A 23,314-nucleotide genomic window follows, 5' to 3' on the forward strand; every position below is an offset into this window, starting at 1 on the left:
ATTATTACTCTAATATATTGATTTTCAAGGAGAATATAAAATAAAACAATGAGATAATTAACTGAATTATAAATTTTTAAAACCTGAATCAGAAGCTGTTTTCAACTCCTGATTCGCATTATTTATTTAACTCTATAAATCTTTTATCTCTGATCTTATCGAACCACAAATTCAATCCAACCCAAACAACGATATCCATTATGAACAAAACATTGTTATTTACATAGGATATTAATGTCATATTAATGACACTGAAAGACAATGCCATCGTCAATATGCTGATCATTGCTTTGCGTGGACTGAAACCCATATCCAAAAATTTATGATGTATATGGTTTCTGTCTGCATTGAATAACCCTTTATGGTTTTGGGCACGCACCAATATTACTCGGATCACATCGAACATAGGGACTATCAAGGTCGAGAATGCAATAACGATAGCTCCCTCTGAATATGGGGCTCTTTCAGGATTGTTATTGGTATAGGAGATAGCTAAAAAAGCTAATATATATCCTAGTGTCAAACTCCCAGTATCACCCATAAATATCTTTTTACAGCGATCTACATTACCAAAAACATTATAATAGAAGAAGGGAAGTAGTACTCCCAATGTAGAAAATGCGAGCATGGCATAAATCCACTGGCCATAATAGATATATAAGCTGCCGAGAGTTAACAGTGATATACTACTTAACCCGGACGCTAATCCATCAATACCATCAATTAGATTGATCGCATTAACAATGAATACAGTTAATAGGATTGTAAAAGGGATTCCTAACCAGGGAGTCAGTTCCTCAATTCCGAAAAGGCCATACAGGTTGTTGATCCATAGGCCGGACAGGGGGATAAGGGTGGCTGCTATGATCTGTACAACGAATTTACTTCGGTAACGCAGTCCAACTAAGTCATCTTTTATACCTGATAAATACAATAACGTTAAGCCACAGACTAAGAAATAAAATTCAGGAACTATGAAATGAAGGTTATCAATGGCGATTTCATAACCGATAAGATACCTTAATCCGGTGGTGAAAGCCAATGAAAATAGGATGGTGGGGACAAATGATATGCCGCCCAGACGGGGAATTATTCCGCTATGGACTTTTCGTTCGTCGGGGATGTCGAATAACTTTTTTCGGAAAGCTACAACGAGAATCCTTGGAATAATAAGCGCTGATAGAACTATTGATATAAATAGAGAAATAGCAATGAATATATAAATCATAACAAACTATAAGGTATTGACACAACAAAGTTCGTCAGTCACAGATGTGAGCTCACGAAAAACAATGACTAGCTAAAACGATCGTTTTAACTAGTCATTATTCTGTTTGTTTTAACAATTGAAGCACTTTCTATATAAGTTTTGAAAATTAAAATCTATATATTTTTTCTTTGTTGTAGATATGAATAAAATGCCTACCTTTGCGGTGACTAAAAAAAACGATCGTTTTTTTTAGTCATAGTTTTTACTTGTATATCTGTGGTTTATAGTTTGTTATTGTGTGTTTTGAAAGGCGGTTGAAACTTTTGTTTTGATGTTTTGGAAAGACTGTTTTTATGTGTTAAATAGTACAATAACGGGTGTGTGGTTACTGGTTAAAAATAACATATGTAGTCTGTAGCATATACAAATATTTGTATTTATTATAATGTAGTGATGAGTAATCTCTTATGGAAGTGTAATATTTCTTATCACAATATCTGAAACTTCAGGCCAAATGACAGGCTGAGATAGTCTTTAGGCTTCAGATATTTGTTCCCGAATTTGTTTAGGATATACAGATCGCATGAACTGAGTTCGTAAAACAGCGTGACTGATTTATGCCATCTTCCCGGATTATTGAATTTAAAGGTGACACGTTCGCCAAGAAAAATGTGGGTCCGTACTCTTGTTGAAAAGAAGTAATAGCCTTTAGGATATTTGTCAGGGCTTTGTACCCAAAAATCTCTGTCAAGCAGGGTGTTAATGTATAACCCTGTTGTTAACGGTTCAAAATCAATGTTTTTATGCAAAGGAACTCTCCAGGGGATATAATTCTGCTTTGCCGTGAATGTCGCCATGGTGTGACGTTTTTTTGAACTTTCTGCATTCAGGTTACGGGTGGTTTTGGGAACAAACCCGAAGAGAAGGTCTGTTTCCCAGTGATGGCGGTAGTAGTCCCATCCGATGCCGAAAGAGAACATACCCATGGAGCCGGCAAATTGTATTTTACTGTACCGGGGGATAAGATTTTCCCATAGTGAAGTGTATCTTTCTATATGTCTGTCATACAAAGTCGGGGCAGGGATACTGTCCTGAGCATTTATATGAAACGGAAAAAGCAAGGTTAAGAGCAGTAGTAATTTAAAATTTAACGATTTCATATGAGTAGTCATCAGGTGTTACGGTAAAGAGTAAATAAGTACGTTTGCCAATATTGTCGCAGCAATAATAAATGATCCCGTCATCGAACAGATCGCGGGCGGCAAAGTTATGATCGTGGGCATGCAGGCAGAAAAGAGGATTGGGAAATTCCCGTATCTTTTCCTGGAAGATATCTGCCACATTGTTATTGAATTGCTCGCTTCCGGGTGGCACATGCATAACAAAGATCGTGCATTTATCATCTTCTGTTGTACCGTTCAGTTCACTCTTTATAAAGGAGAAATCGGGTACAGGAATGGAGTAATCGTATTCAAGCGCATTTGTATTCAGGCAGATGAAACGGATTGCACCACCTCCGCCATAATACTGTGAGGGGCCGACGCTGAACGAGAAGTTTTTAGGACCGTACATATCCTCGTATACCAATTCCCCGTTGCCGATAATATCATGATTGCCGATCAGGGCAACATAGGGTATTTTTAGCTTGGATAAAATTGAATGTTGCCAGATATATTCTTTTTTGATACCAAAATCGGTCAGGTCACCTCCGTGAATGACAAAATCGATAGAGTCCCGTTGGTTGACATGCTTCACGAAGTCATTCGTTTCATCCAGCCAGCGCTGGGTGTCGCCTGTAAAGATAAAACGGATGGTGTCTTTATCCTGGCAGGCGTTCCGGATTTTAAAAATATTCGTTTCATTGATATCTTTATCCTCTTTGTTCGTGATTCTTCCGTCATACGGATGGTAATCTATCAGATCACACGATGTGAATAGTACGAATAGTAATAACGCATATTTCTTTATCATAATAAAGCCCTATCTTTTTTGTTTGCAAAGATAGGGCAACATTTATTTTAGGAAAGGTTTCTATTGAATTATTGATGGTCAGAAAGTCTATAGGCTGAATGCCTGTTCCAGTTCTGTGAAATCGGTAATAACCAGGTCGGCTGATTCATCCCCTCGGTAATCACTCCAGCCGATGCTTTTCAGCCAGATTGTTTTGCAGCCGATAGACGTAGCGGGGATAATGTCTTTATCGTGAGAATCTCCGATTACGACGATCGTTTCTGCCGGCAATGATAATTCTTTTACACCTAACCCGAATATAGCCGGATCGGGTTTGCGGATACCGACAACTGCTGATTCGACAATCGATTTAAAATAAGTATCCAGATGAAAATCTTTTAGTACGGATTCGATGTTCCCGTAGAAATTGGAGACCAGTACCAGCGGGTATTTTTGAGACAATGCCTCCAGTATGGGACGGGCTGTGTCGATCGACTTCCGTGCATAAGCATAGCACCAGTCGGCCAGCCGCTGTTTTAATCCGGGAGTGGCATACGCTTCGGGGATAAAATCGCCGGCTTTGAGCCATTCGATCTGTATGTCTGTCTTCAGGCGTAGCATATCGAGGAAAGTGTGATGGGGCTTTACGATCGGATTTTTACCTAACGTCCGTTCGCCGTGCACATAGGCATTCCGGAAGATCTCTTTGCTCACCGGTACTTCTTCGGCCTGGTAAGCCATCCAGATCACTTCGGCCCAGTGCATGCCATTGCTGTCGATGGTACCGCCATAATCGAATATGATTCCTTTTATCTTGTCTGATTCGAACATATATTTATGATTTTGATTCGAGTTCTTTAGTGAATTGGGCACAGAAACGTTCGTGTGTTGCGATCATATATGCCAGCATGATATTCAATATCGTCATTTCAAATACGAAATACAACCAGGGCATATCGATGAAAAGACTGACGAATAAAGCAATGACACGTGTGTTGAATGACAACATATTCGTGTATTTCATCATCGGAAGGCTCTTTTCACGGAAGGCTTTCCGGAACCATTCCGGAGCTTCGTCGTGATACTTGGTCCGGATGATGTTCATCATTTTCTGAAACTTCGGCGACAATGCTTCCTGCCCGACGGTATAGTTGATATAAAATGTTTCAAAAAGTTTGTAGATAAAATCTTTTTTCCAACTCATCGTCTTATATTTCTCTTTCAGGGCGGGAGAGTGGGAGAGTTCGCTTCCGGCTTTTCCTTTCAGGAATAACAGGTGGATATTCCGGTAATAATCAGCCATGGCGGCTTGTTTGCTATGGAAAAATCCGGTGATAGCAGCAAATATCCAGATCCAGATACCCCATTCCGGTGTCAGGCGGAGGCAGATGGCGGCATAGATAGCAATAAACCAGCAGTCACCGGCTGTTCCGTCCAGAATACGGCCCAATGGTGTTTTCTTACCTGTCATGCGGGCCAGCTGTCCGTCGGCACTGTCGTATGAGTTTGCCCAGATAAGCAATAACATACCGATGATATTTATTGTCAGGCTCTGGTAATAGAAACAAATACCGGCTGCAATACCTATAAATATACTGGCTACGGTAATTGCATTGGGGGATACTCCCAGCTTATTGAAGAATAACGCCCAACGATAACCGATCGGGCGATAGAAGTGGATATCGATGAACTCTTCGGTATCCAGGGATTTGAGTGTAGACTCTATATCGGGTTTCTTTTTTGTTTCTTCCATTACTTGCTGATTAAATTATAGATGCGGCGGGCAATCAGGGGAGCAGCTTCGTCCCGGCAAGGAGCAAAACTGGGCCAGTCATTGAAGTCGATCAGCCGGATCGATCCGTCATCTGAAATAATACAGTCACCACCGTAAATATGAATGTTCAGTACTTCTGCCGCCTGACTGCAAAGTTGCTGCAACTTTGAATCGTCAAACGGAATGCCTTTGGCCGTTCCGTTTATCTGTTCCAGCCCGAATTTACTATGATGTTGGTTGGAGGGGTAGAACCAATAAAAGAAATCAGTTCCGGTCACGCCATAGAACTTAACCAGGTCGCCTACCAGGTGTTCGTTGACTACGGCAGTCTTGATTCCGCGGATAGCGTATTCTTTCAGGATTGTTTTGGCTTCTTCCGGATTCCTCACATAGGTGACATCTTCCCGGTGGATGGCGTGAAAGTCACCCCGTTTGATCCAGCTGTTATAAAATCCGGCATTTTCCAGTGCGGCTGTCGGGTCTTCATCGGTGGGAAGGATCAAGCTGGCCGGATGGGAGATGTTGTTCGACATTAACAGGCGGGTCATTTTCTCGCGCGTACAGTTTTCTATTCCATAGCCGGAGTTGATAACGGTATAACCCTGATCTTCCATCTGCTGTAGTTTATGGATAGAAGTCCAGTTTCTGACCATATTGAAGATGGCTGTCTCTTCAAAGTTATGGATTATCAGATCTGATTCTATGTATTCGTTTACTTCACATCCCAGATCGCGCAGATGTTGGACGGTCAGAGAGAAGATGGCGGCATCGTTACCGATATGGTTGGGGGAAAATTGATTTTCCCGGCGGATGCCTGCTATTGTTAGTTTACTCATTACTTTTTTATTTAGTTGTCACTTGTCAACTATCAACTGTTTAAAAAATCTTCGGCCTTTTTGATATCTTCGGCATGATCGACGTCTACGATTTTGCTGAATGGATAAGCCTTCAGTTTCAATCCTTCAGCAATAAGCTGACGTTGGTAGTTGCGCATACGTGACATGCCTTGTCCGATTGCATTATTCAGAACTTTCAGTCCGGAGCGCCGCAGGCAGTAAATACCGCCGGAGATATAAGAACATGCCGGTTCTCCTTGTTTATCCAGAAAGCCCCGGATTATTAAATCGTTGTCTGTATCTACGTATAAAGGTTTTTCGTCATCTATAAAGTCGGTTACTGCCATTAACCCGTCCAATTGACTTTCTTTCAGGAACGCCTGGATGTATCCGCCAAACTCTTCTTCTTTGAAAATCGTGTCGACGGTTGTCAGGCAGATATGATCGCTGTCCAAATGATGGCTAAGCTCATAAAAGCTATGCATGGAACTGGGCGTGGATTTAACCAGCAGATAAAAAGGAACAGGCAGTTCCAGTTTTCGCAAGTGCTCTTGCACTTCCGTCATTTCTTCATTTACAATAATACTGATAGATGACGCATCGTTTTTCAGAAAAACATTGATTAAACGATCAATTAACGCCGTACCGTTTAGTTGTACCAGTGGTTTGGGCCATTTTACTCCTTCTTGCACCAAGCGGGAACCCTCGCCAGCTGCAATGATTGCATAATCCATATTTGTTAGAAACTAATTGAATTAAGATGATTGATATATGAAAAAGAAATTCTTCTATCCGAGGAAAAAATCGTTTTTGGACGGATAGAAGAAGTCTTTTTATATGTGTGTATTAATCCAGATAGCTAGGTGCTTTTTCTCCGATCATATCACGCAAAGTCTGTTTAACCATTCTCCATTGCTGGAACAGGTCGTGAACAGGCTGGTGTTCGAAATCGTGCATCGGGCTCTTGCAGAAGAATGACAACCAAGTCTGGATACCGGACATACCGGCACGCATAGCCAAGTCGCTGAACAATACTAGGTCGAGAGCGATAGGAGCGGCGAGGATAGAGTCACGGCAAAGGAAGTTTACCTTGATTTCCATCGGATAGCCCATCCATCCGAAGATGTCGATGTTGTCCCATGCTTCCTTATTATCCTTGCGGGGAGGATAATAGTTGATACGTACCTTATGATATACGTCACCATAAAGGTCCGGATATTTTTCAGGTTCGAAGATATTGTCGATCACAGACAGTTTACTAACTTCTTTTGTCTTGAAGTTTGCAGGATCATCCAATACTTCGCCGTCGCGGTTTCCTAAGATGTTGGTGGAGAACCAGCCGCTTACACCCAGCATACGTGTTTTGAACATCGGAGCCAATACAGTCTTCATTAATGTCTGTCCGCTCTTGAAGTCCTTTCCGGAGATAGGTACATTCATCTGTTTGGAGAATTCCCACATAGCCGGCGTGTCTACACACAGGTTAGGAGCACCCATAATGAACGGAGCGCCTTCTGCGATAGCAGCGTAAGCATAACACATACTCGGGGAAACAGCTTCCGTATTGTTTTCCTTCATCGCTTTTTCCAATGCGGCAAGCGACATGTGTTCATCTGACAGAGGAATGTAGATTTCAGTACTTGCAGCCCATAAAACGGCGATACGTTCGCAGTTGTTGGCAGCCTTGAAATCGCGGATGTCCTGGCGCAGTTGTTCTACCATTTCCCAACGGGTGGCAGCCTGTTTGATGTGCGTTCCGTTTAAGCGTTTAGCCCAGTTGTGATCGAATGCAGCCGGCATCGGTTTGATGGCCTGCAATTCTTCTTTCACATTGTTCAGGTCTTTTTCCTTTAATACTTCAGCATACATGGCAGCTTCGTATGCATTATCGGGGAATATATCCCAACCGCCGAATACAATATCGTTCAGATCAGCCAAAGGCACAATGTCTTTGATTGCTTTCTCTTCTCCGCTCTCCAACCGCATAGTCGCCATCTGGGCGATTGAGCCAATTGGTTTCGCTACTCCTTTACGAGCAGCCAGAGTACCTGTAATCATGGTGGTTGATACTGCTCCACCTACACCCACAACGAGAATGCCAAGTTTCCCTTTAGCTTCTTTTACTTCGATTTTTTCCATGTCAATTTAAGTTCAAAAATAATTGTGCAAATTTAGGCCTTCTTAATTGAATTAAAAAGGATAAATATGCGATATAATTGGTCAAAAATACTATATTTTCCAATAACTTGCCAGTCTTTCTGTACAAAAGTACTATTCTCTTCGTACTAAAGGCTTGTTTTTTTGAGTTGTGCGTGAGATAAAAAATATCTATCTCTTGAACTATTTTGTTACAAAACTATAAAAATAGATTGGTTTCACAAATAATTTTGACGAATATAGTTGTTTATCGAATAAAAATACTTTCCTTTGTGGCATGTGAACAACATAGTTTTCAGAAATTGCTCTTTTATCTCCGATGTAATATTCAACAAGTGAATTTATTTTGTAGTAATGGACCTTTCCAAGATTATTTGTTACAGTTTTTTTATTAATTATTTTATATCATTTTTGTATGAATATTTACATTGGTAACCTGAACTATCGGGTTAGAGAATCTGACTTACAGCAGGTTTTAGAAGAGTATGGAGTTGTAGAATCAGTAAAGTTGATCATTGATCGCGACACTAACAGATCAAAAGGTTTTGCATTCGCAGAATTTACAAATGAAAGCGAAGCAAGAAATGCAATCAATGAATTGAACGGTGCTGAATACGAAGGCCGTCAGATGGTTGTTAAAGAAGCTACTCCAAGACGTTGAGTTAGTTTTAACAAATAGTATAAGAGAAGGGGTACGGAAGTTAAACATCCGTATCCCTTTTTTTATTGCTGATAATTTCTTACGTTTGCTGCAAATTTTGAAATAAATGAAAACTCTTCCCTTGAAATCTGCCCGTCTGCTTCTGCCGGGTCTCTGCTTTCTGATTGCAAATCTATTTGTTGTATGTCCGGTCCGGGCACAAATTTCCGACCGGGTGTTTAAGTCGGACCATCGGATCGATCCGGAAAAGAAAGGGCAATTATCTGTCGAGCTGGATAATATAAGTTTCTTTAAAGATAATGAATATACCGGTTCGATTATGAAAGGATATTCTTTGCCGGGATTCTGGATACAACCGAAGGCTGTTTTTTATCCGCTGGGTAATATAAAACTTGAGTTGGGGGTGCATATGCTCCGTTATTGGGGGGCAAAGAAATATCCGAGCCTGGCTTATCAGGATATTGCCGAATGGAAAGGCGACCAGTATCAGCATGGTTTCCATGTCCTTCCTTTTTTTCGGGCGCAGATGGCTTTGTCCGATCATGTGAATATTGTTCTTGGCGATATTTATGGCGGTGCTAATCATAACCTGATCGAACCTTTATATAATCCGGAGTTGAACCTGACGGCTGATCCGGAAGCCGGACTTCAGTTGTTGTATGACTCCCGCAGGTTTGATCTGGATGTTTGGGTGAACTGGGAAAGTTTTATTTTCCGGGAAGATACGCATCAGGAGGCTTTTACTGTCGGGTTGTCGGGGCGTTATAAACTGAATGATCCGGATGCGCGTTTTCATTTTTATGCACCGGTGCAGGGATTGGCCCAACATCGGGGAGGGGAGATCGATACGATATTTACTAACTCTGTACAGACTTTGATGAATGGCGCTGTGGGAGTCGGTACGGTTTGGAACACAGGTAATCCGATATTCCGGAATGTAAATCTTGAATTTGATGTCGCTGGTTATTATCAGCAGGCCGGTAAGTTATGGCCATATGGCAGCGGCTCCGGTTTTTATGTTCGGGCATCTGCGGATATTTACGATTTTAGGGTGAAAACATCTTATTGGAACAGTAATAAATTCATCTCCATGTTCGGCAGTCCGTTTTATGGGGCGGTATCGACATCGGATGAAGATGTTTCTTTTGACGGGCAAAATATGGTTTATCTGGGGTTGGAATACTCAAAGAGTTTTGGGAAAGGTTTTTCCCTGGGGGTAGATGTGGATGTATATCAGCATCTGTCTGTTGATAAGTTTGGACCGGGTGCTGGTGAAGTCGGTAAATCCGGCAGCGCTACCAGTTTTTCGGCAGGGATTTATTTTCGGATCAATCCATCGTTCCTGATCAAGCAGTTTTAAAAAGGAGAAAATACTGAAAGTAAATAAAGGTCTAATTTATATTAGACCTTTTTTCTTTCTGATAGGATTCAAGCAAAAATAGTGTTTTTGCTAATGACGGGAAAGTTGGTAGAACGACCGGGAGTTCCGGATTCCACTCCGGATCTTCCGTGATCATTGTGGATAAAGTTCCCGCATGCATGAGTACTGTCTGTGCATCTGTGATAGCCGTTATGATATGACGTTTTTCCGTAGGCAATAAAACGAAATACCCTTCATCGACTTCTACTACCGGGGTTGCCGTTTTCGAACAGATGAGAAGTTTGCCTGTAGTGACAAAAAGTAATATGTTTCCCATTTGTTCTGTGTCATATACTACTTCACCGGCTTTTACTTCTTTGCATTCAAATTGATTAATAAAATTCTTCATAAAAAATTGCTACTCGTTCAGCATTGCTTCAATCGGCCTGTTTGGCAGATATTGAAGCATACCGGTAGAGTATTCTATCTGATGTTTACCGTTTTCATCGGAGTAGATTACATAATATTCAATACCGGGAATATTTTTTGCCGCTTCGCGTGCTTTTTCCAGCCCCATCGCCATGAAGGCTGTTGCATAAGCATCGGCGGTGATACAATCTTCAGCTACAATTGTTGCGCTTAATATGCTTTGTTCGGATGGGTATCCGGTACGCGGGTCAATCGTATGAGCGTACTTTTTTCCATCTTTGACGTAGTAGTTACGGTAGTTGCCGGATGTGGCAACGCCTCCTTTTTTACATAACTGGACTACTTCTTCTATATCGTTTTTTACTCCGGTTGAATCGTCTTCCGGTTTATTGATTCCTATGCGCCAGCATTTCCCGTTCTGGTTGACGCCTTTCATCGTTACTTCGCCACCAATTTCGACCATGTAATTTTCAATGCCTTCACGTTCGAGCAGACGTGCTATGACATCGCTTGCATATCCTTTGGCGATTGCGGAGCAATTCAGCAGGATGCGGGAATCGTCTTTTACGACTTTCCGTCCGTCCAATCTGATTTTCTGATAACCGACAAATTGCTTGATACTGTCGATCATTTGAGGGGTCACGCTGTCCATTTTGCTGAAACCGAATCCCCAGAGATTGACCAAAGGAGCACAGGTGATATCGAAAATGCCTTCCGAATGGTCGGACACTTCTTTCGCCCTGTTGAACACCTCGATAAACCAGTCATCTACTTCGACCGGCTCATTCCGGTTCACTTTTGATATGATAGAGTTCGGATTGAACGGGTTTAACGAAAGATTGAACTTTTGAAATTCGGCATCAATCTTTTCTGTCAGTATTTCAGAACCTTCATATTTAATATGATAGATAGTATGAAAAACGGAACCGCTTTCTTCGAAATATTGTTTCTGTTTTGTACAGGCAGTGAACATAAGTATCCATAAACCGGCCGCCAGAATGATCTTCTTGTACATCTCTTTAAATTTTAGCGCAGCAAAGATACTAAAATTTATTGTAATTCAATCAATGTCAGTTGTCAAGCCTTTTTGTTTTCCATATAAGCCCCTTTCATGGGAGATGCGCAGTTGCGTGTAAAAATATCCAGGATACCGCGGCTATGGCGGGATACAGGCTGTGTCCATTGTTTACGACGCTCCGACAGAATCCGGTCTATTTCCTCCGGTGATTGTTGGAAGCCGTTGGTTCCGATGATCTCGAGCTTACGGGCAGGAATGTCGATATGGATCAGATCATTGTCTTTAACCAGGGCGATAGGACCGCCGTCGTATGCTTCCGGGGAGACGTGTCCGATGGCCGGGCCACGGGTGGCTCCGGAAAAACGTCCGTCGGTAATGAGGGCAATACTTTCTGCCAGTTCCGGGTCGGAGGCGATGGCTTCGGTCGTGTAAAACATTTCCGGCATTCCGCTGCCTTTCGGGCCTTCGTAACGAATAAAGACAGCTTCTCCCGGATGGATATTTTTCTGCAATACAGCTTGCAATGCTTCTTCTTCGCTATCGAATACACGGGCCGTCAATGTTGCCTGCATCAGGTTGGGGGAGATGGCGGCATGTTTGACAACGGCTCCTTCCGGGGCGAGATTCCCTTTTAATATGGCAATCGCTCCTTGTTTCCGGATCGGACTTTTAAACGGTTTGATAATGTCGCTGACTTTTACTCCAAGCGGGGACAAGTATTTGCGGCATCCTTCATAAAATCCGTTTGTGCGGAATGTTTCAAGATTTTCTCCCAGGCTTTTTCCGGTTACTGTCCGGACGTCCAGGTTAAGCACGTCTTTCAGTTCTTCCAGAATGGCGGGAACGCCGCCGGCATACCAGAAATATTCGCCCGGCCAGAATCCGCTTGGACGGATATTCAGTAAAAAAGGAATTTGGCGATGGATTTCATCAAATAATTCAGGCAGAAGGTCGATGCCTAGTTCATGCGCAATGGCCGGCAGATGTAGCAGGCTGTTGCTGGAGCCGGCTATCGCGGCATGCACCATGATAGCATTTCTGAAAGCGTCGATTGTCAGGATATCGGAAGGCAGTAACTCTTCTTTCCCTAATTCAACGGAACGCTGGCCGGCATACCGGGATATCTCTTTTATATAATGTACGTGCGTAGGGATTAAGGCCGAACCCGGCAGTGCGATACCCAGCGCTTCGGCCATTACCTGCATTGTCGAGGCTGTTCCCATAAATGAACAGGCTCCGCAAGCCGGGCAGGCGTCTTTTTTATAAGCGAGGAATTGTTCTTCGCTTATCTCTTTCCGTTCGTATTGTGCACTGTATGTTCCGATTTGTTCTAAAGTCAGCAGGTTGGGACCGGCTTTCATAATACCTCCCGGCAGGAGCAGGGCCGGCATATTCAGCCGGGCGATCGCCATCAGGTGGGCAGGGACCGATTTGTCGCAACTGGTAATGAATATTCCCGCATCGAAAGGCGTTGCTTTTACGTGTATCTCCATCATGGCTGCCATGATATCGCGGGATACGAGCGAATAGTTCATTCCGTCGTGGCCCTGTGCTTCGCCGTCGCAAATGTCAGTGACGTAGTAATTGGCAGCCCGTCCTCCGGCATCGCTGATACCTTTGCCGGCTTCTTCCACCAGCTTGTTCAGATGGGCACTCCCGGGGTGGCTGTGTCCGTAACTGCTCTCAACGATGATTTGCGGTTTGCTGAGATCTTCAATGCTCCAACCACTACCGAGGCGGAGTGAATCGAGTTCCGGTGCCAATTTACGTAATTCCTGACTTTTCATATATACTTATTTTATTAGCAGAAGAACAGGTGTTCTATCAATATTTTTGCTCCGATACCGATCAGTATCAGTCCGCCGATCAGGTCGAGTTTCAAATCCACCTTACGTCCGAAACGACTTCCGAAATAAACGCCTGAAACAGACATAAGGAATGTGATGATTCCGATCAGGGAAGCCTGGATGATGATATCCGATTTCAGGATAGCCAGCGAGATACCGATAGCCAGTGCGTCGATGCTTGTTGCTATGGACAGCCCGAACAATGTTTTGTTGCAGAGCGGATTTGTTTTGCAGTCCTCATCTTCTTCCTGCGTACTGTCGTATATCATTTTACCTCCCAGGTAAAGCAACAGGACGAAAGCGATCCAGTGGTCGAAGGCTGTAATGTATTTCTGGAATCCGACACCGGCCAGATAGCCCAGAACTGTCATTGTGGCCTGTGTGATACCCATAAAAGAGCCGATCTTAACCATATTGCATACGGTGCAATTCCGGATTACTGCTCCGCCGGTTACGGACACGGCCAAACTATCCATCGATAATCCGATGGCTAGTAACACTATTTCTATAATTGACATAAATTAAAAAGTTTCCACCCCAGGTGTACTCATATTTCTGATTCTATCTTATAGTTGTTTCTATTGGATGAATTCCTGGAAATCAACTCGCCGATGAATCCGGCTAAGAACATTTGCGTTCCGAGGATCATCGCTGTAAGCGATATATAGAAATATGGAGAGTTTGTTACCAACGGACGTAAATCGCCGGAGAACATGGAGATCAGTTTCATGCTTAATACGACTACCAATGCGATAAAACCGATAAAGAACATCACGCTCCCCCACAGACCGAAGAAATGCATCGGCTTTTTTCCGAATTTGGAAGTAAACCATAACGTGATCAAATCCAGATAACCGTTGACAAAACGGTTTAGCCCGAATTTGGTTGTTCCGTATTTGCGTGCCTGATGCTGTACGACTTTTTCACCGATCTTATGGAAACCGGCAATCTTTGCCAGGTATGGAATATACCGGTGCATATCGTTGTACACTTCGATATTTTTGATAACGACATTTTTGTAAGCCTTCAGGCCGCAATTGAAATCGTGCAGGTTGTCTATGCCGGAGAATTTGCGGGCCGTGGCATTGAATAGCTTTGTCGGAATCGTCTTGGATAACGGGTCGTACCGTTTCTTTTTCCATCCTGAAACGAGGTCGTATCCGTCTTCCGTGATCATGCGGAAGAGTTCCGGGATTTCGTCCGGACTGTCCTGGAGGTCGGCATCCATGGTGATGACGACATCTCCCTGGGCACGCTCGAAACCGCAATGCAGTCCGGGTGATTTACCGTAATTGCGGCGGAACTTGATGGCTCTGATACAAGGATTCTTTTGCTGTAAACCCTCGATCACTTCCCATGAATTGTCCGTACTGCCGTCGTTTACAAATATAATTTCGTAAGTAAAGTTATGTTCTTTCATCACCCGCTCTATCCATGCTTCCAGTTCCGGTAGAGACTCGGCTTCGTTGTACAACGGAATAACTACTGATATATCCATTATTTGTATTGTTTCTCCTTATTGTTCTTGTCTGATCGCACCGGTTTCATTGTTCCTGCACAGAATGGCTGCTACCGGTATCGAAAGTATAATACCATAAAATATATTATTGAAAACACCCTGAATAGCCATATGGATAGGGGTGAAATTGGTTTTTCCGATTGCTTCCATGACTTCGGTGCTTACCTGTGAGTCTTTCAGTACTTCAATCATCTGGTTCACGGAGTTTGTCAGAAAATCGGCCGGAGCGATAAACTGGAAGAACACGAAATGTTCGAGGGCGACGATCAATGCGGCAAAAAAGTAAAGCATTGTGCCGAAGCGCCAGGCATGAAAGAAACTGATCTTTCCGCCGATGTCCTGTTTGTATCGTTTTGTCAGATAATAGGCGATGAACGGTACTGTCAGTGTAAGCACTATATATATAATGTTTAGGGCAGGAACCGTATTGCTGAAAATAAAGAACAGGTACTTGATCACCCAAAAAATTCCCATGGCTAAACCATAAGTCATCGCGCTTTTTAATAGTAGACCTTTATTTTCTTCCATTTGTGCTGCTGTTTTAAAGTTTCTATCAGCAAAATTAATCCTTTTGTTATAATATGCAATGTATAACAATAAAAAAGAGGAAGTTTAACTGAATAAACTTCCTCATTTCTGAGCCTCTTGTCGGATTCGAACCAACGACCCCGAGATTACAAATCACGTGCTCTGGCCAACTGAGCTAAAGAGGCAGGTGGGTAAGCTTACTACATCGCGCCGCTACAACCAAGTACCCTTGCTGCGGTCAAGCCCTGGGGGATTCCGAGGGAGCATGCCGTGTAGGACTTACCCGGGTGCAAAAGTAGATATTATTTTTTACAATGCAAGCGTTTTTATGCATTACAGGTGATATTTGTTTCTAAGTGGCTGTAAACCTTTTCTTTTCAATATGGTTAAAAAATGTATAACCAAATTCTCTCTTCCGGGAATGTGACTTTTTATCATCGAGCCGTTGACTTTTTAATGATTTTCTATTTTGACAATTTGCTTCTCTTTTCTGTTTCCTGCTTAAAAATAGATACGTTAAAAAATATTACCCGGTTGGGTATTTTATTTTACCCGGTATATTAATCCGATTTACATGGTATACTACTATCATTTTGATAGTGCACTAACTGTTTTGATCGGGCGATTATCCGAACTTAAAACAATCATAGGATTTTTTTGACAGAATACTTTGCAGTATTGGCATAGTCTAAATATTCTTGTACATTTGTACCCTAATTCAAAAATCAAAAACACTAAGAACAATGGGTGGTTTTTTCGGAACTATTTCTAAATCGTCTTGTGCAACTGACTTATTTTACGGCACAGACTACAATTCTCACCTGGGAACCCGCAGAGGCGGTATGGCAACCCTACACGAAGGCGTCTTCAAACGCTCTATCCATAATCTGGAAAATTCTTATTTCCGTACTCGTTTTGAAAGTGAACTGGAGAAATTCCAGGGAAATTCAGGTATAGGTATCATCAGCGATACAGATCCTCAACCAATCTTTATTAACTCTCACTTAGGTAAATATGCTGTTGTGACCGTAGCAAAGGTGAACAATCTGGAGGAACTTCAGGTTGAACTGCTGGATAAAGGGTGTCACTTTTCTGAAATGAGTTCCGGCCAGATCAATCAGACTGAATTGATTTCATTACTGATCTCTCAGGGTAAGACGTTTGTTGAAGGTGTGGAAATTGTTTTTGAAAAGATAAAAGGTTCCTGCTCGATGCTTATTCTGACTGAGGAGGGCATTATTGCCGCCCGCGACAAATGGGGACGTACCCCGGTGCTGATCGGTAAGAAAGATGGTGCCTATGCAGCATCAAGCGAACCTTGTAGCTTCCCGAATCTGGGATATGAAATAGATTATAATGTAGGACCGGGCGAAGTGGTTATGCTTACGGCAGACAAGATGACGCAGTTGCGTAAGCCGAATAAGAAAATGCAGGTTTGTTCTTTCTTATGGGTGTACTATGGTTATCCGGTCTCTGAATATGAAGGGGTGAATGTGGATGCATCCCGCTATGCGAGTGGTATGGCTATGGCGAAGAAGGATGAGGTGGATGCTGATTTCGTATCGGGTATCCCTGACTCCGGTATTGGTATGGCGTTGGGATATGCTGAAGGTAAAGGGATTCCTTACCGTCGTGCTATCGTTAAATATACGCCGACATGGCCTCGTAGCTTTACCCCGGCCAATCAGTCTGTGCGTGACCTGGTTGCTAAAATGAAACTGATCCCGAACCGTGCCCTTCTGAAAGGGAAACGGGTGATTTTCTGTGACGATTCGATTGTTCGCGGAACACAGCTTCGCGATAATGTAAATATATTATATGGATATGGAGCGAAAGAGGTGCATATGAGAATCGGATGTCCTCCCATCCTGCATGCTTGTCCGTTTGTCGGTTTCTCTGCATCCAAGTCCCACCTGGAGCTGATTGCCCGCCGGATTGTCAAGGAACTGGAAGGGGATGATGCAAAAGATCTGGATAAATATGCTACAACAGGTACCGAGCAATATAATATGTTGGTGGAACGTATCCGTGAGCAGCTGAATATCACTACACTTAAATTCAATACAGTAGAAGACCTGATCGCTTCGATCGGCCTGCCGAAGGAATGTGTTTGTACACATTGTTATAATGGCAATGGCTGTTTTTAAGAGGGGAGCCAGGTACAACCGGTCAATAATCGGATAGTTCATATCTGATAAAAAGAGAAATAATTACAAAACAATCGTTGGGTAATTATTTCTCTTTATTATTTTGTTATTCGTCGCTCTTTACCTACTTTTATGCTTTAAATATAAAAGTATACCTTATGACAGTATTAGATAGATTTTTAAAGTATGTAACGTTTGAAACACAATCGAGTGAAGAGACCGGGACGACACCAAGTACTCCGGGACAGCGGGTGTTTGCAGAAGAATTGGTAAAGGAACTGGAAGAAATCGGTCTGGAAGACATTACGCTGGATGAAAACAGTTATCTGATGGCAACACTTCCGGCAAATACCGGTAAGAAGATTCCGGCTATCGGCTTTATCGCTCATCTGGATACCAGTCCGGATATGTCGGGAAAAGATGTGACTCCACGGATTGTAAATTATAAAGGCGGAGATATCGTCTTGTGCGCTGAAGAGAATGTAGTTCTTTCTCCCCAGATGTTTCCTGAACTGAATGATTATAAAGACCAGGATATTATCGTAACCAACGGTAAGACCTTGCTGGGAGCCGACGATAAAGGCGGTGTGGCAGCCATCATCGCTGCTATGAAATATCTGAAGGATCACCCGGAAATCGAACATGGCAAGATACGTATCGGTTTTACCCTGGACGAGGAGATCGGGGAAGGGGCCAACCATTTTGACGTGGAGAAATTCGGCTGTGAATGGGCTTATACGATCGACGGCGGACAGATCGGCGAACTGGAATATGAAAACTTCAATGCGGCAGTAGCCAAAATAACTTTTAAAGGCCTGAACGTTCATCCGGGTTATGCGAAGAACAAGATGTTGAATGCTTCGTTGCTGGCTATCGAGTTCGCTTCGTGGCTGCCGGCTTCACAACGTCCGGAACATACGCAGGGGTACGAAGGTTTCTATCATCTGACCAATATGTCGGGTACGGTAGAGGAAGCCTCTTTGTCCTATATCATCCGCGACCATGTGCGCACTTTGTTCGAAGAAAAGAAAGCACAGTTGAAGATGTGGGTAAAACGTATGAACGAAATCCATCCGGGCAGTACGACGCTGGAACTTCGCGACCAATATTATAATATGCGTGAAGTGGTTGAGCCGAAAAAGTATATCGTAGACCTGGCCTTTGAGGCAATGGAAGCTGCCGGTGTTAAACCGCTGGTTAAACCGATTCGCGGCGGAACGGATGGCGCCCGTTTGTCATTTATGGGATTACCCTGCCCGAATATATTTGCCGGCGGGTTGAACTTCCACGGACGTTATGAGTTCCTTCCGGTCAACTCATTGGAAAAGAGTATGCAAACAATTATAAAAATAACCGAGCTTCTGGCTCAAAAATCTTAAACGTAATAATAACATGAAAACGACTCCGTTTACCGATGTACATATCGCATTGGGAGCAAAAATGCATGAATTTGCAGGTTATAATATGCCGATCGAATATACCGGCATAATCGATGAACACATGACCGTTGTGAATGGTGTAGGTGTATTCGATGTATCTCATATGGGAGAGTTTTGGGTAAAAGGCCCGAATGCGCTGGCTTTTATCCAGGGTATCACTTCCAATGATGCATCTGTTTTGCCTTTGGGCAAGGCGCAATATACTTGCTTCCCGAATGATAAAGGTGGTATTGTGGATGACCTGCTGGTTTATCACTATGAACCGGAAAAATATCTGTTGGTCGTAAATGCAGGAAATATTGCAAAAGACTGGGATTGGTGTGTCAGTCACAACACAGTGGGAGCAGAGCTTGAAAATTCTTCCGACCGTACTGCCCAGCTGGCTATCCAGGGACCGAAAGCAACTGAAGTGCTGCAACGCCTGACTCCGGTCGATCTTTCGTCTATTCCTTATTATTCTTTTGTGACCGGAGAGTTTGCCGGTTGTAAGAATGTAATCATTTCCAATACGGGTTATACCGGTGCAGGTGGTTTCGAATTGTATTTCTATCCGGATGATGCAATGACTATCTGGAATGCAATCTTTGAAGCCGGCAAACCGGAAGGTATCAAGCCGATTGGTTTAGGTGCCCGCGACACACTTCGCCTGGAAATGGGATTCTGCCTGTATGGCAATGATCTGGATGATACGACTTCTCCGATCGAAGCCGGATTGGGTTGGATCACTAAGTTTGCGGACGGGAAAGAATTTACAAACCGTGCAGAACTGGAACGCCAGAAGAAAGAAGGTGTTACCCGTAAGTTGTGTGCGTTTGAGTTGGTAGACAAGGGTATTCCCCGCCATGGTTATGAAATCGTGGATGCTGAGGATCAGGTCATCGGTGTTGTAACATCCGGAACGATGTCGCCGGTGTTGAAGAAAGGTATCGGTATGGGATATGTGAAGCCCGAATATGCAAAAGCCGGCTCAGAATTCTTTGTGAAAGTACGTAACAGAAACTTGAAAGCCCTGGTGGTGAAAGCTCCGTTCAGAAAATAAGATTTCCGATCATAAGGATTAATAAAAGAGAGCCTCGTTCGTCATAGGATGAAGCTCTTTTTTATTAAGAAGATACTAAAATGAGAGACCTTGATATTGAGGGATTGTGCAAATACCGATATTTGATGGATATAAATCTAAAAAACATATCTGGTGTATTATTTTTCTTATCTTTGAAAAAAAATTGAGAAACATCTTTTGATTCTCAATCTATTTTGACGTAAGGGCTAAAATAATACAAGTATGAAATACAGATATTGCCTGAAAAATTATTTCTTAATAATAATTTTTTTAATAATGACATCTTTTCATTCTATGGCTTCTCAGAATGAAGGGGAAAACAAGTATGTACTCATTATCAACTCTTATACAGAGTCTACTCCCTGGAGCCGTATTTTCACAGCGCCGATCTATGAACAAATGGCTATTGGTAATGAGAAATGGACAGTCTATACTGAAAACATGGATGTAATGTTGATGAAAACAGAGGCTGATGTCGAAAATTTTATAACTTATTTATCTCAGAAATATACAGAAGCTCCTCCCTCTTTGGTTATTTTATTAGGTAATAGTTCTTATGCGTTACTGCGAGATGAATTAAAACACCGCTGGGGTAAAGATATTCCGTTTCTGGTTTGTGCAGAGAATGATTTTATAGCTCCCCGTGAATATTATTTGTCTAAAGAAGCTTGTCCGGAAGATTTGCAGGTTAAATTTTCGGAGATGGTAAAAACATTCCATAATCTGACTATTCTGCATGTTCCTGGATATATTTCTGAAACCATTGCGCTGATGAAGAAACTGAAACCTGATATGAACCGGCTCGTATTCCTGGCTGATAAGCGTTATGTCAGTGCGCAGAATAAGAGTTTCGTCCAACAGGTCATGGAAAGTGATTTCCCGGATGTCAAACTGGAACTGATCACTGCCGGAGAGACCAGTACGGATAAACTTATAACGATATTGGGAAATGTGGATAAGCGGACGTGTATTTTATATTATTCATGGATTCTTTTGAACCAGCAGGGAAATCGTACGATTATCAGTTCCGATACTTACCGGATGCTTAGTTCTTACACGGATGTTCCGATCTTTACCTTGAATGACATGGATATTGTAGAAAATGGAATGGTTGGAGGTTTTTTCTATCCGGCAGCTAATATCTCCAGCATGTTGGTTACGGCAGTCACTAATATACTGAAAGGGGAAAGAATGCATGCCATTATTACTCCCGGGCGGCCATGCCCTGTGTTGAATTATCCCATTCTGGAACAAAAGCATATTCCGGATTCTGATTTATCTTCCGGTACCCTTCTTTATATGAAGCCTCCGACATTCTGGGAGCAATATCATACTCATGTTTTTGCAGGCAGTGGGGGCCTTTTTGTCTTTATTGCGTTTCTATGTTTCCGGATTAAATCCTTGAACAGGCAACGGACATTCCAGGCAAAAGAAATCGCTTTTATGAAAAATTATAGCCGGTTGATTAACAGTATGCCTATTTCTTATATGAAACAGCGTATATTATATAAGGAAGGTAAAGCTACCGATTATATGATTATCGAAGTTAATCCTGAATTTGAACATCTATTCGATAAGAAAGAAGTTTTCATCAACAAGAAAGGCTCGGAATTGTCTCATTCCCGTCTGACACAGTATATGCAGACCTGCTCTTTTGTTTTAATGCAGAACAAGAAGATTAGTGTTCAATATTACCATGAACCGTCCGACCGTTATTTGAATGTTCTGATAATTTCATCCTGCACATCGGATTGTATCGATATCTTCATGTCAGACGTAACGGAGGTGGTTAAGACACAGCAGGTATTGCGCACTGTAAATAAAAAGTTATCCATGTCCCTGAATGTGGCAAATGTTATTCCCTGGAAATGGGATTTGGTCCGGCAGACTATCCTTTGCGATGTGAATACGGCAGTGAGTGCGAGTTTCTCTGGGTTGTTCGATGAAAATCAGCTGACAGTTCCGGCTGACCAATATTTTGCGAAGATATACAAGGAGGACCGGGGAAAAGTGGAAAAGGCCTATGAAGCACTTATACAGGGACACGTCGATAAAGTAAAAGAAGAATATCGCATTTATCATCCGGAAAAGGGAGTGCATGAACTGGAATGGGTTGAGACTTATGCCACAATAGAAAAAAGAGATGACGATGGAAAGCCGATAGCTCTGATAGGTTCCCTGATGACTATTACCGATCGTAAGAAAGCAGAATCAGAATTGATGGAAGCCAAGAATAAAGCGGAAGAATCCAACAGGCTGAAATCTGCATTCTTAGCCAATATGAGTCATGAAATACGTACTCCGTTGAATGCAATTGTCGGCTTTTCCAATATCCTTGCTATGGCGGATGATGTGGACGAGAAGGAAGAATATGTTCAGATTATTGAAAACAATAATACCTTGTTGTTGCAACTTATTAATGATATTCTGGATTTATCGAAGATAGAGGCCGGTACGTTGGATTTTGTTTATTCGGATGCCAACATAAATGGCATACTTCGCGAATTGGAAATGTCGATGCAGAGCCGTATAACGAATAATGTAAAATTGATTTTCGAACAAAAACAAGGGGACTGTTTCGTTTCTATAGTGAAGAACCGGTTTATGCAAGTTATTATAAACCTAATAACCAACGCCATCAAGTTTACGGAAGAAGGTAGCATCCGTTTCGGATACTTCATTCAAAGTAACAATATGTTGAGCATTTATGTGGCTGATACGGGATGTGGTATCCCGCCGGAGAAACAAAAAAGCATATTCGAACGTTTTGTCAAATTGAATGCTTTTGCCCAGGGAACAGGGCTGGGACTTTCTATTTGTCGGATGATTGTTGAACATTTGGGGGGTGAAATGTGGCTTGAATCGGAGGAAGGAAAGGGAACAACGTTCTGGTTTACTTTTCCTTATGAACCTGCCGTTATGCAAGAACGGGAAGAAGGTAACTTCGAGAAAAAACGGATAGAAAAAGAAAACCTGAAGGTACTTATAGCCGAAGACAATGCCGGGAATTTCAAACTGTTCGAATCTATCCTGAAACAGGATTATACGATTGTTCATGCCTGGAACGGTAAAGAGGCCATTGAACTGTTCAGAAAACATCGGCCTCATATTATTCTTATGGACATCAATATGCCGGAAATGAACGGGTACGAAGCCACTGAAGAAATTCGTAAAATCTCTCCTGAAGTTCCAATTATTGCCGTGACGGCTTATGCTTTTGCTTCAGATGAAGACCGGATCATGAACAGTGGTTTCGATGCTTATGCTTCCAAGCCATTAAATGCACAGGTGTTAAAACGTCAGATGGGGGATTTGTTGAAAAAAAGAGTACTTCTGATATGATATAATGTATATCTTTGCACCGAAAATATAAAGATAG

Annotated in this window: 20 protein-coding genes and 1 tRNA gene; 6 read left to right on the forward strand and 15 right to left on the reverse strand. The window is 42.4% G+C overall.

The features are described 5' to 3' along the window. Positions 1–118: 118 nt before the first annotated feature. The 8 genes from NBH15_RS20830 to NBH15_RS20865 form a co-directional block, all read right to left on the reverse strand. Complete coding sequence (locus NBH15_RS20830) at positions 119–1,228, reverse strand: MraY family glycosyltransferase (RefSeq protein WP_250823442.1); 1,110 nt, start codon at positions 1,226–1,228, stop codon at positions 119–121. A 470-nt stretch (positions 1,229–1,698) separates the two neighbouring features. Next, entirely contained in the window at positions 1,699–2,370 is a 672-nt protein-coding gene (locus NBH15_RS20835) for a hypothetical protein (protein WP_250817689.1), read from the reverse strand. Continuing rightward, on the reverse strand, positions 2,351–3,181 hold the full coding sequence (locus tag NBH15_RS20840; RefSeq protein ID WP_186960589.1) for a metallophosphoesterase family protein: 831 nt from the start codon (positions 3,179–3,181) through the stop codon (positions 2,351–2,353). Before NBH15_RS20840 ends, NBH15_RS20835 begins: the two co-directional genes overlap by 20 nt. Positions 3,182–3,268: 87 nt before the next feature. Then, a complete protein-coding gene (locus tag NBH15_RS20845) occupies positions 3,269–3,991 on the reverse strand; it encodes an HAD family hydrolase (RefSeq protein ID WP_007652863.1) in 723 nt (240 codons plus the stop codon). Between the two features lie 4 nt (positions 3,992–3,995). Beyond that, entirely contained in the window at positions 3,996–4,913 is a 918-nt protein-coding gene (locus NBH15_RS20850) for a CDP-alcohol phosphatidyltransferase family protein (protein WP_250823443.1), read from the reverse strand. Next, the gene (locus NBH15_RS20855; protein WP_250823444.1) at positions 4,913–5,770 is read right to left on the reverse strand and encodes an ATP-grasp domain-containing protein; all 858 of its coding nucleotides are present in this window, start codon (positions 5,768–5,770) and stop codon (positions 4,913–4,915) included. Before NBH15_RS20855 ends, NBH15_RS20850 begins: the two co-directional genes overlap by 1 nt. A 32-nt stretch (positions 5,771–5,802) precedes the next feature. Then, positions 5,803–6,504 carry a nucleotidyltransferase family protein gene (locus tag NBH15_RS20860; RefSeq protein ID WP_250823445.1) on the reverse strand — a complete coding sequence of 234 codons (702 nt, stop codon included), beginning with the start codon at positions 6,502–6,504 and terminating at the stop codon, positions 5,803–5,805. A 112-nt stretch (positions 6,505–6,616) separates the two neighbouring features. Further along, positions 6,617–7,909, reverse strand: coding sequence for an inositol-3-phosphate synthase (locus NBH15_RS20865; protein WP_007652868.1), 1,293 nt, complete (start codon positions 7,907–7,909; stop codon positions 6,617–6,619). A gap of 433 nt (positions 7,910–8,342) precedes the next feature. Between NBH15_RS20865 and rbp the strand changes: the two genes are divergently transcribed. Continuing rightward, complete coding sequence (gene rbp / locus NBH15_RS20870; protein WP_007652869.1) at positions 8,343–8,588, forward strand: RNA-binding regulator; 246 nt, start codon at positions 8,343–8,345, stop codon at positions 8,586–8,588. A 106-nt stretch (positions 8,589–8,694) separates the two neighbouring features. Then, positions 8,695–9,948 (forward strand): LpxZ family protein, encoded by a 1,254-nt coding sequence (gene lpxZ / locus NBH15_RS20875; RefSeq protein ID WP_250823446.1) that lies wholly within the window; start codon positions 8,695–8,697, stop codon positions 9,946–9,948. 31 nt (positions 9,949–9,979) lie between these two features. Here lpxZ and NBH15_RS20880 read toward each other — a convergent pair whose 3' ends face one another. The 7 genes from NBH15_RS20880 to NBH15_RS20910 all read right to left on the reverse strand — a co-directional run bounded on the left by NBH15_RS20880 (position 9,980) and on the right by NBH15_RS20910 (position 15,474). Continuing rightward, complete coding sequence (locus tag NBH15_RS20880) at positions 9,980–10,357, reverse strand: cyclic nucleotide-binding domain-containing protein (RefSeq protein WP_250823447.1); 378 nt, start codon at positions 10,355–10,357, stop codon at positions 9,980–9,982. A gap of 9 nt (positions 10,358–10,366) precedes the next feature. Next, positions 10,367–11,392, reverse strand: coding sequence for an FAD:protein FMN transferase (locus NBH15_RS20885; RefSeq protein ID WP_186960585.1), 1,026 nt, complete (start codon positions 11,390–11,392; stop codon positions 10,367–10,369). A gap of 62 nt (positions 11,393–11,454) precedes the next feature. Further along, on the reverse strand, positions 11,455–13,182 hold the full coding sequence (ilvD, locus tag NBH15_RS20890) for a dihydroxy-acid dehydratase (RefSeq protein ID WP_250823448.1): 1,728 nt from the start codon (positions 13,180–13,182) through the stop codon (positions 11,455–11,457). A 14-nt stretch (positions 13,183–13,196) separates the two neighbouring features. Further along, entirely contained in the window at positions 13,197–13,760 is a 564-nt protein-coding gene (locus NBH15_RS20895) for a manganese efflux pump MntP (RefSeq protein WP_007652875.1), read from the reverse strand. Positions 13,761–13,789: 29 nt separating this feature from the next. Next, positions 13,790–14,740: a glycosyltransferase family 2 protein gene (locus tag NBH15_RS20900; protein WP_250823449.1), complete on the reverse strand. Its 951-nt coding sequence runs from the start codon at positions 14,738–14,740 to the stop codon at positions 13,790–13,792. An 18-nt stretch (positions 14,741–14,758) separates the two neighbouring features. After that, the gene (locus tag NBH15_RS20905) at positions 14,759–15,289 is read right to left on the reverse strand and encodes a DUF4199 domain-containing protein (RefSeq protein WP_250823450.1); all 531 of its coding nucleotides are present in this window, start codon (positions 15,287–15,289) and stop codon (positions 14,759–14,761) included. A gap of 111 nt (positions 15,290–15,400) precedes the next feature. Beyond that, positions 15,401–15,474 (reverse strand) — tRNA-Thr (locus NBH15_RS20910). Between the two features lie 558 nt (positions 15,475–16,032). On the opposite strand from NBH15_RS20910, the gene NBH15_RS20915 reads away from it, so the two are divergent. The 4 genes from NBH15_RS20915 to NBH15_RS20930 all read left to right on the forward strand — a co-directional run bounded on the left by NBH15_RS20915 (position 16,033) and on the right by NBH15_RS20930 (position 23,277). Beyond that, entirely contained in the window at positions 16,033–17,436 is a 1,404-nt protein-coding gene (locus tag NBH15_RS20915) for an amidophosphoribosyltransferase (RefSeq protein WP_128134377.1), read from the forward strand. 158 nt (positions 17,437–17,594) lie between these two features. Beyond that, positions 17,595–18,815 carry a peptidase T gene (gene pepT / locus NBH15_RS20920; protein WP_250823451.1) on the forward strand — a complete coding sequence of 407 codons (1,221 nt, stop codon included), beginning with the start codon at positions 17,595–17,597 and terminating at the stop codon, positions 18,813–18,815. 13 nt (positions 18,816–18,828) lie between these two features. Further along, positions 18,829–19,914, forward strand: coding sequence for a glycine cleavage system aminomethyltransferase GcvT (gene gcvT, locus NBH15_RS20925; protein ID WP_128134375.1), 1,086 nt, complete (start codon positions 18,829–18,831; stop codon positions 19,912–19,914). 297 nt (positions 19,915–20,211) lie between these two features. Next, positions 20,212–23,277 (forward strand): ATP-binding protein, encoded by a 3,066-nt coding sequence (locus tag NBH15_RS20930; RefSeq protein ID WP_233567267.1) that lies wholly within the window; start codon positions 20,212–20,214, stop codon positions 23,275–23,277. Positions 23,278–23,314 lie beyond the last annotated feature (37 nt).

This window comes from Parabacteroides caeci, from assembly GCF_023656795.1.
GTDB classification, from domain to species: Bacteria; Bacteroidota; Bacteroidia; order Bacteroidales; family Tannerellaceae; genus Parabacteroides; species Parabacteroides segnis.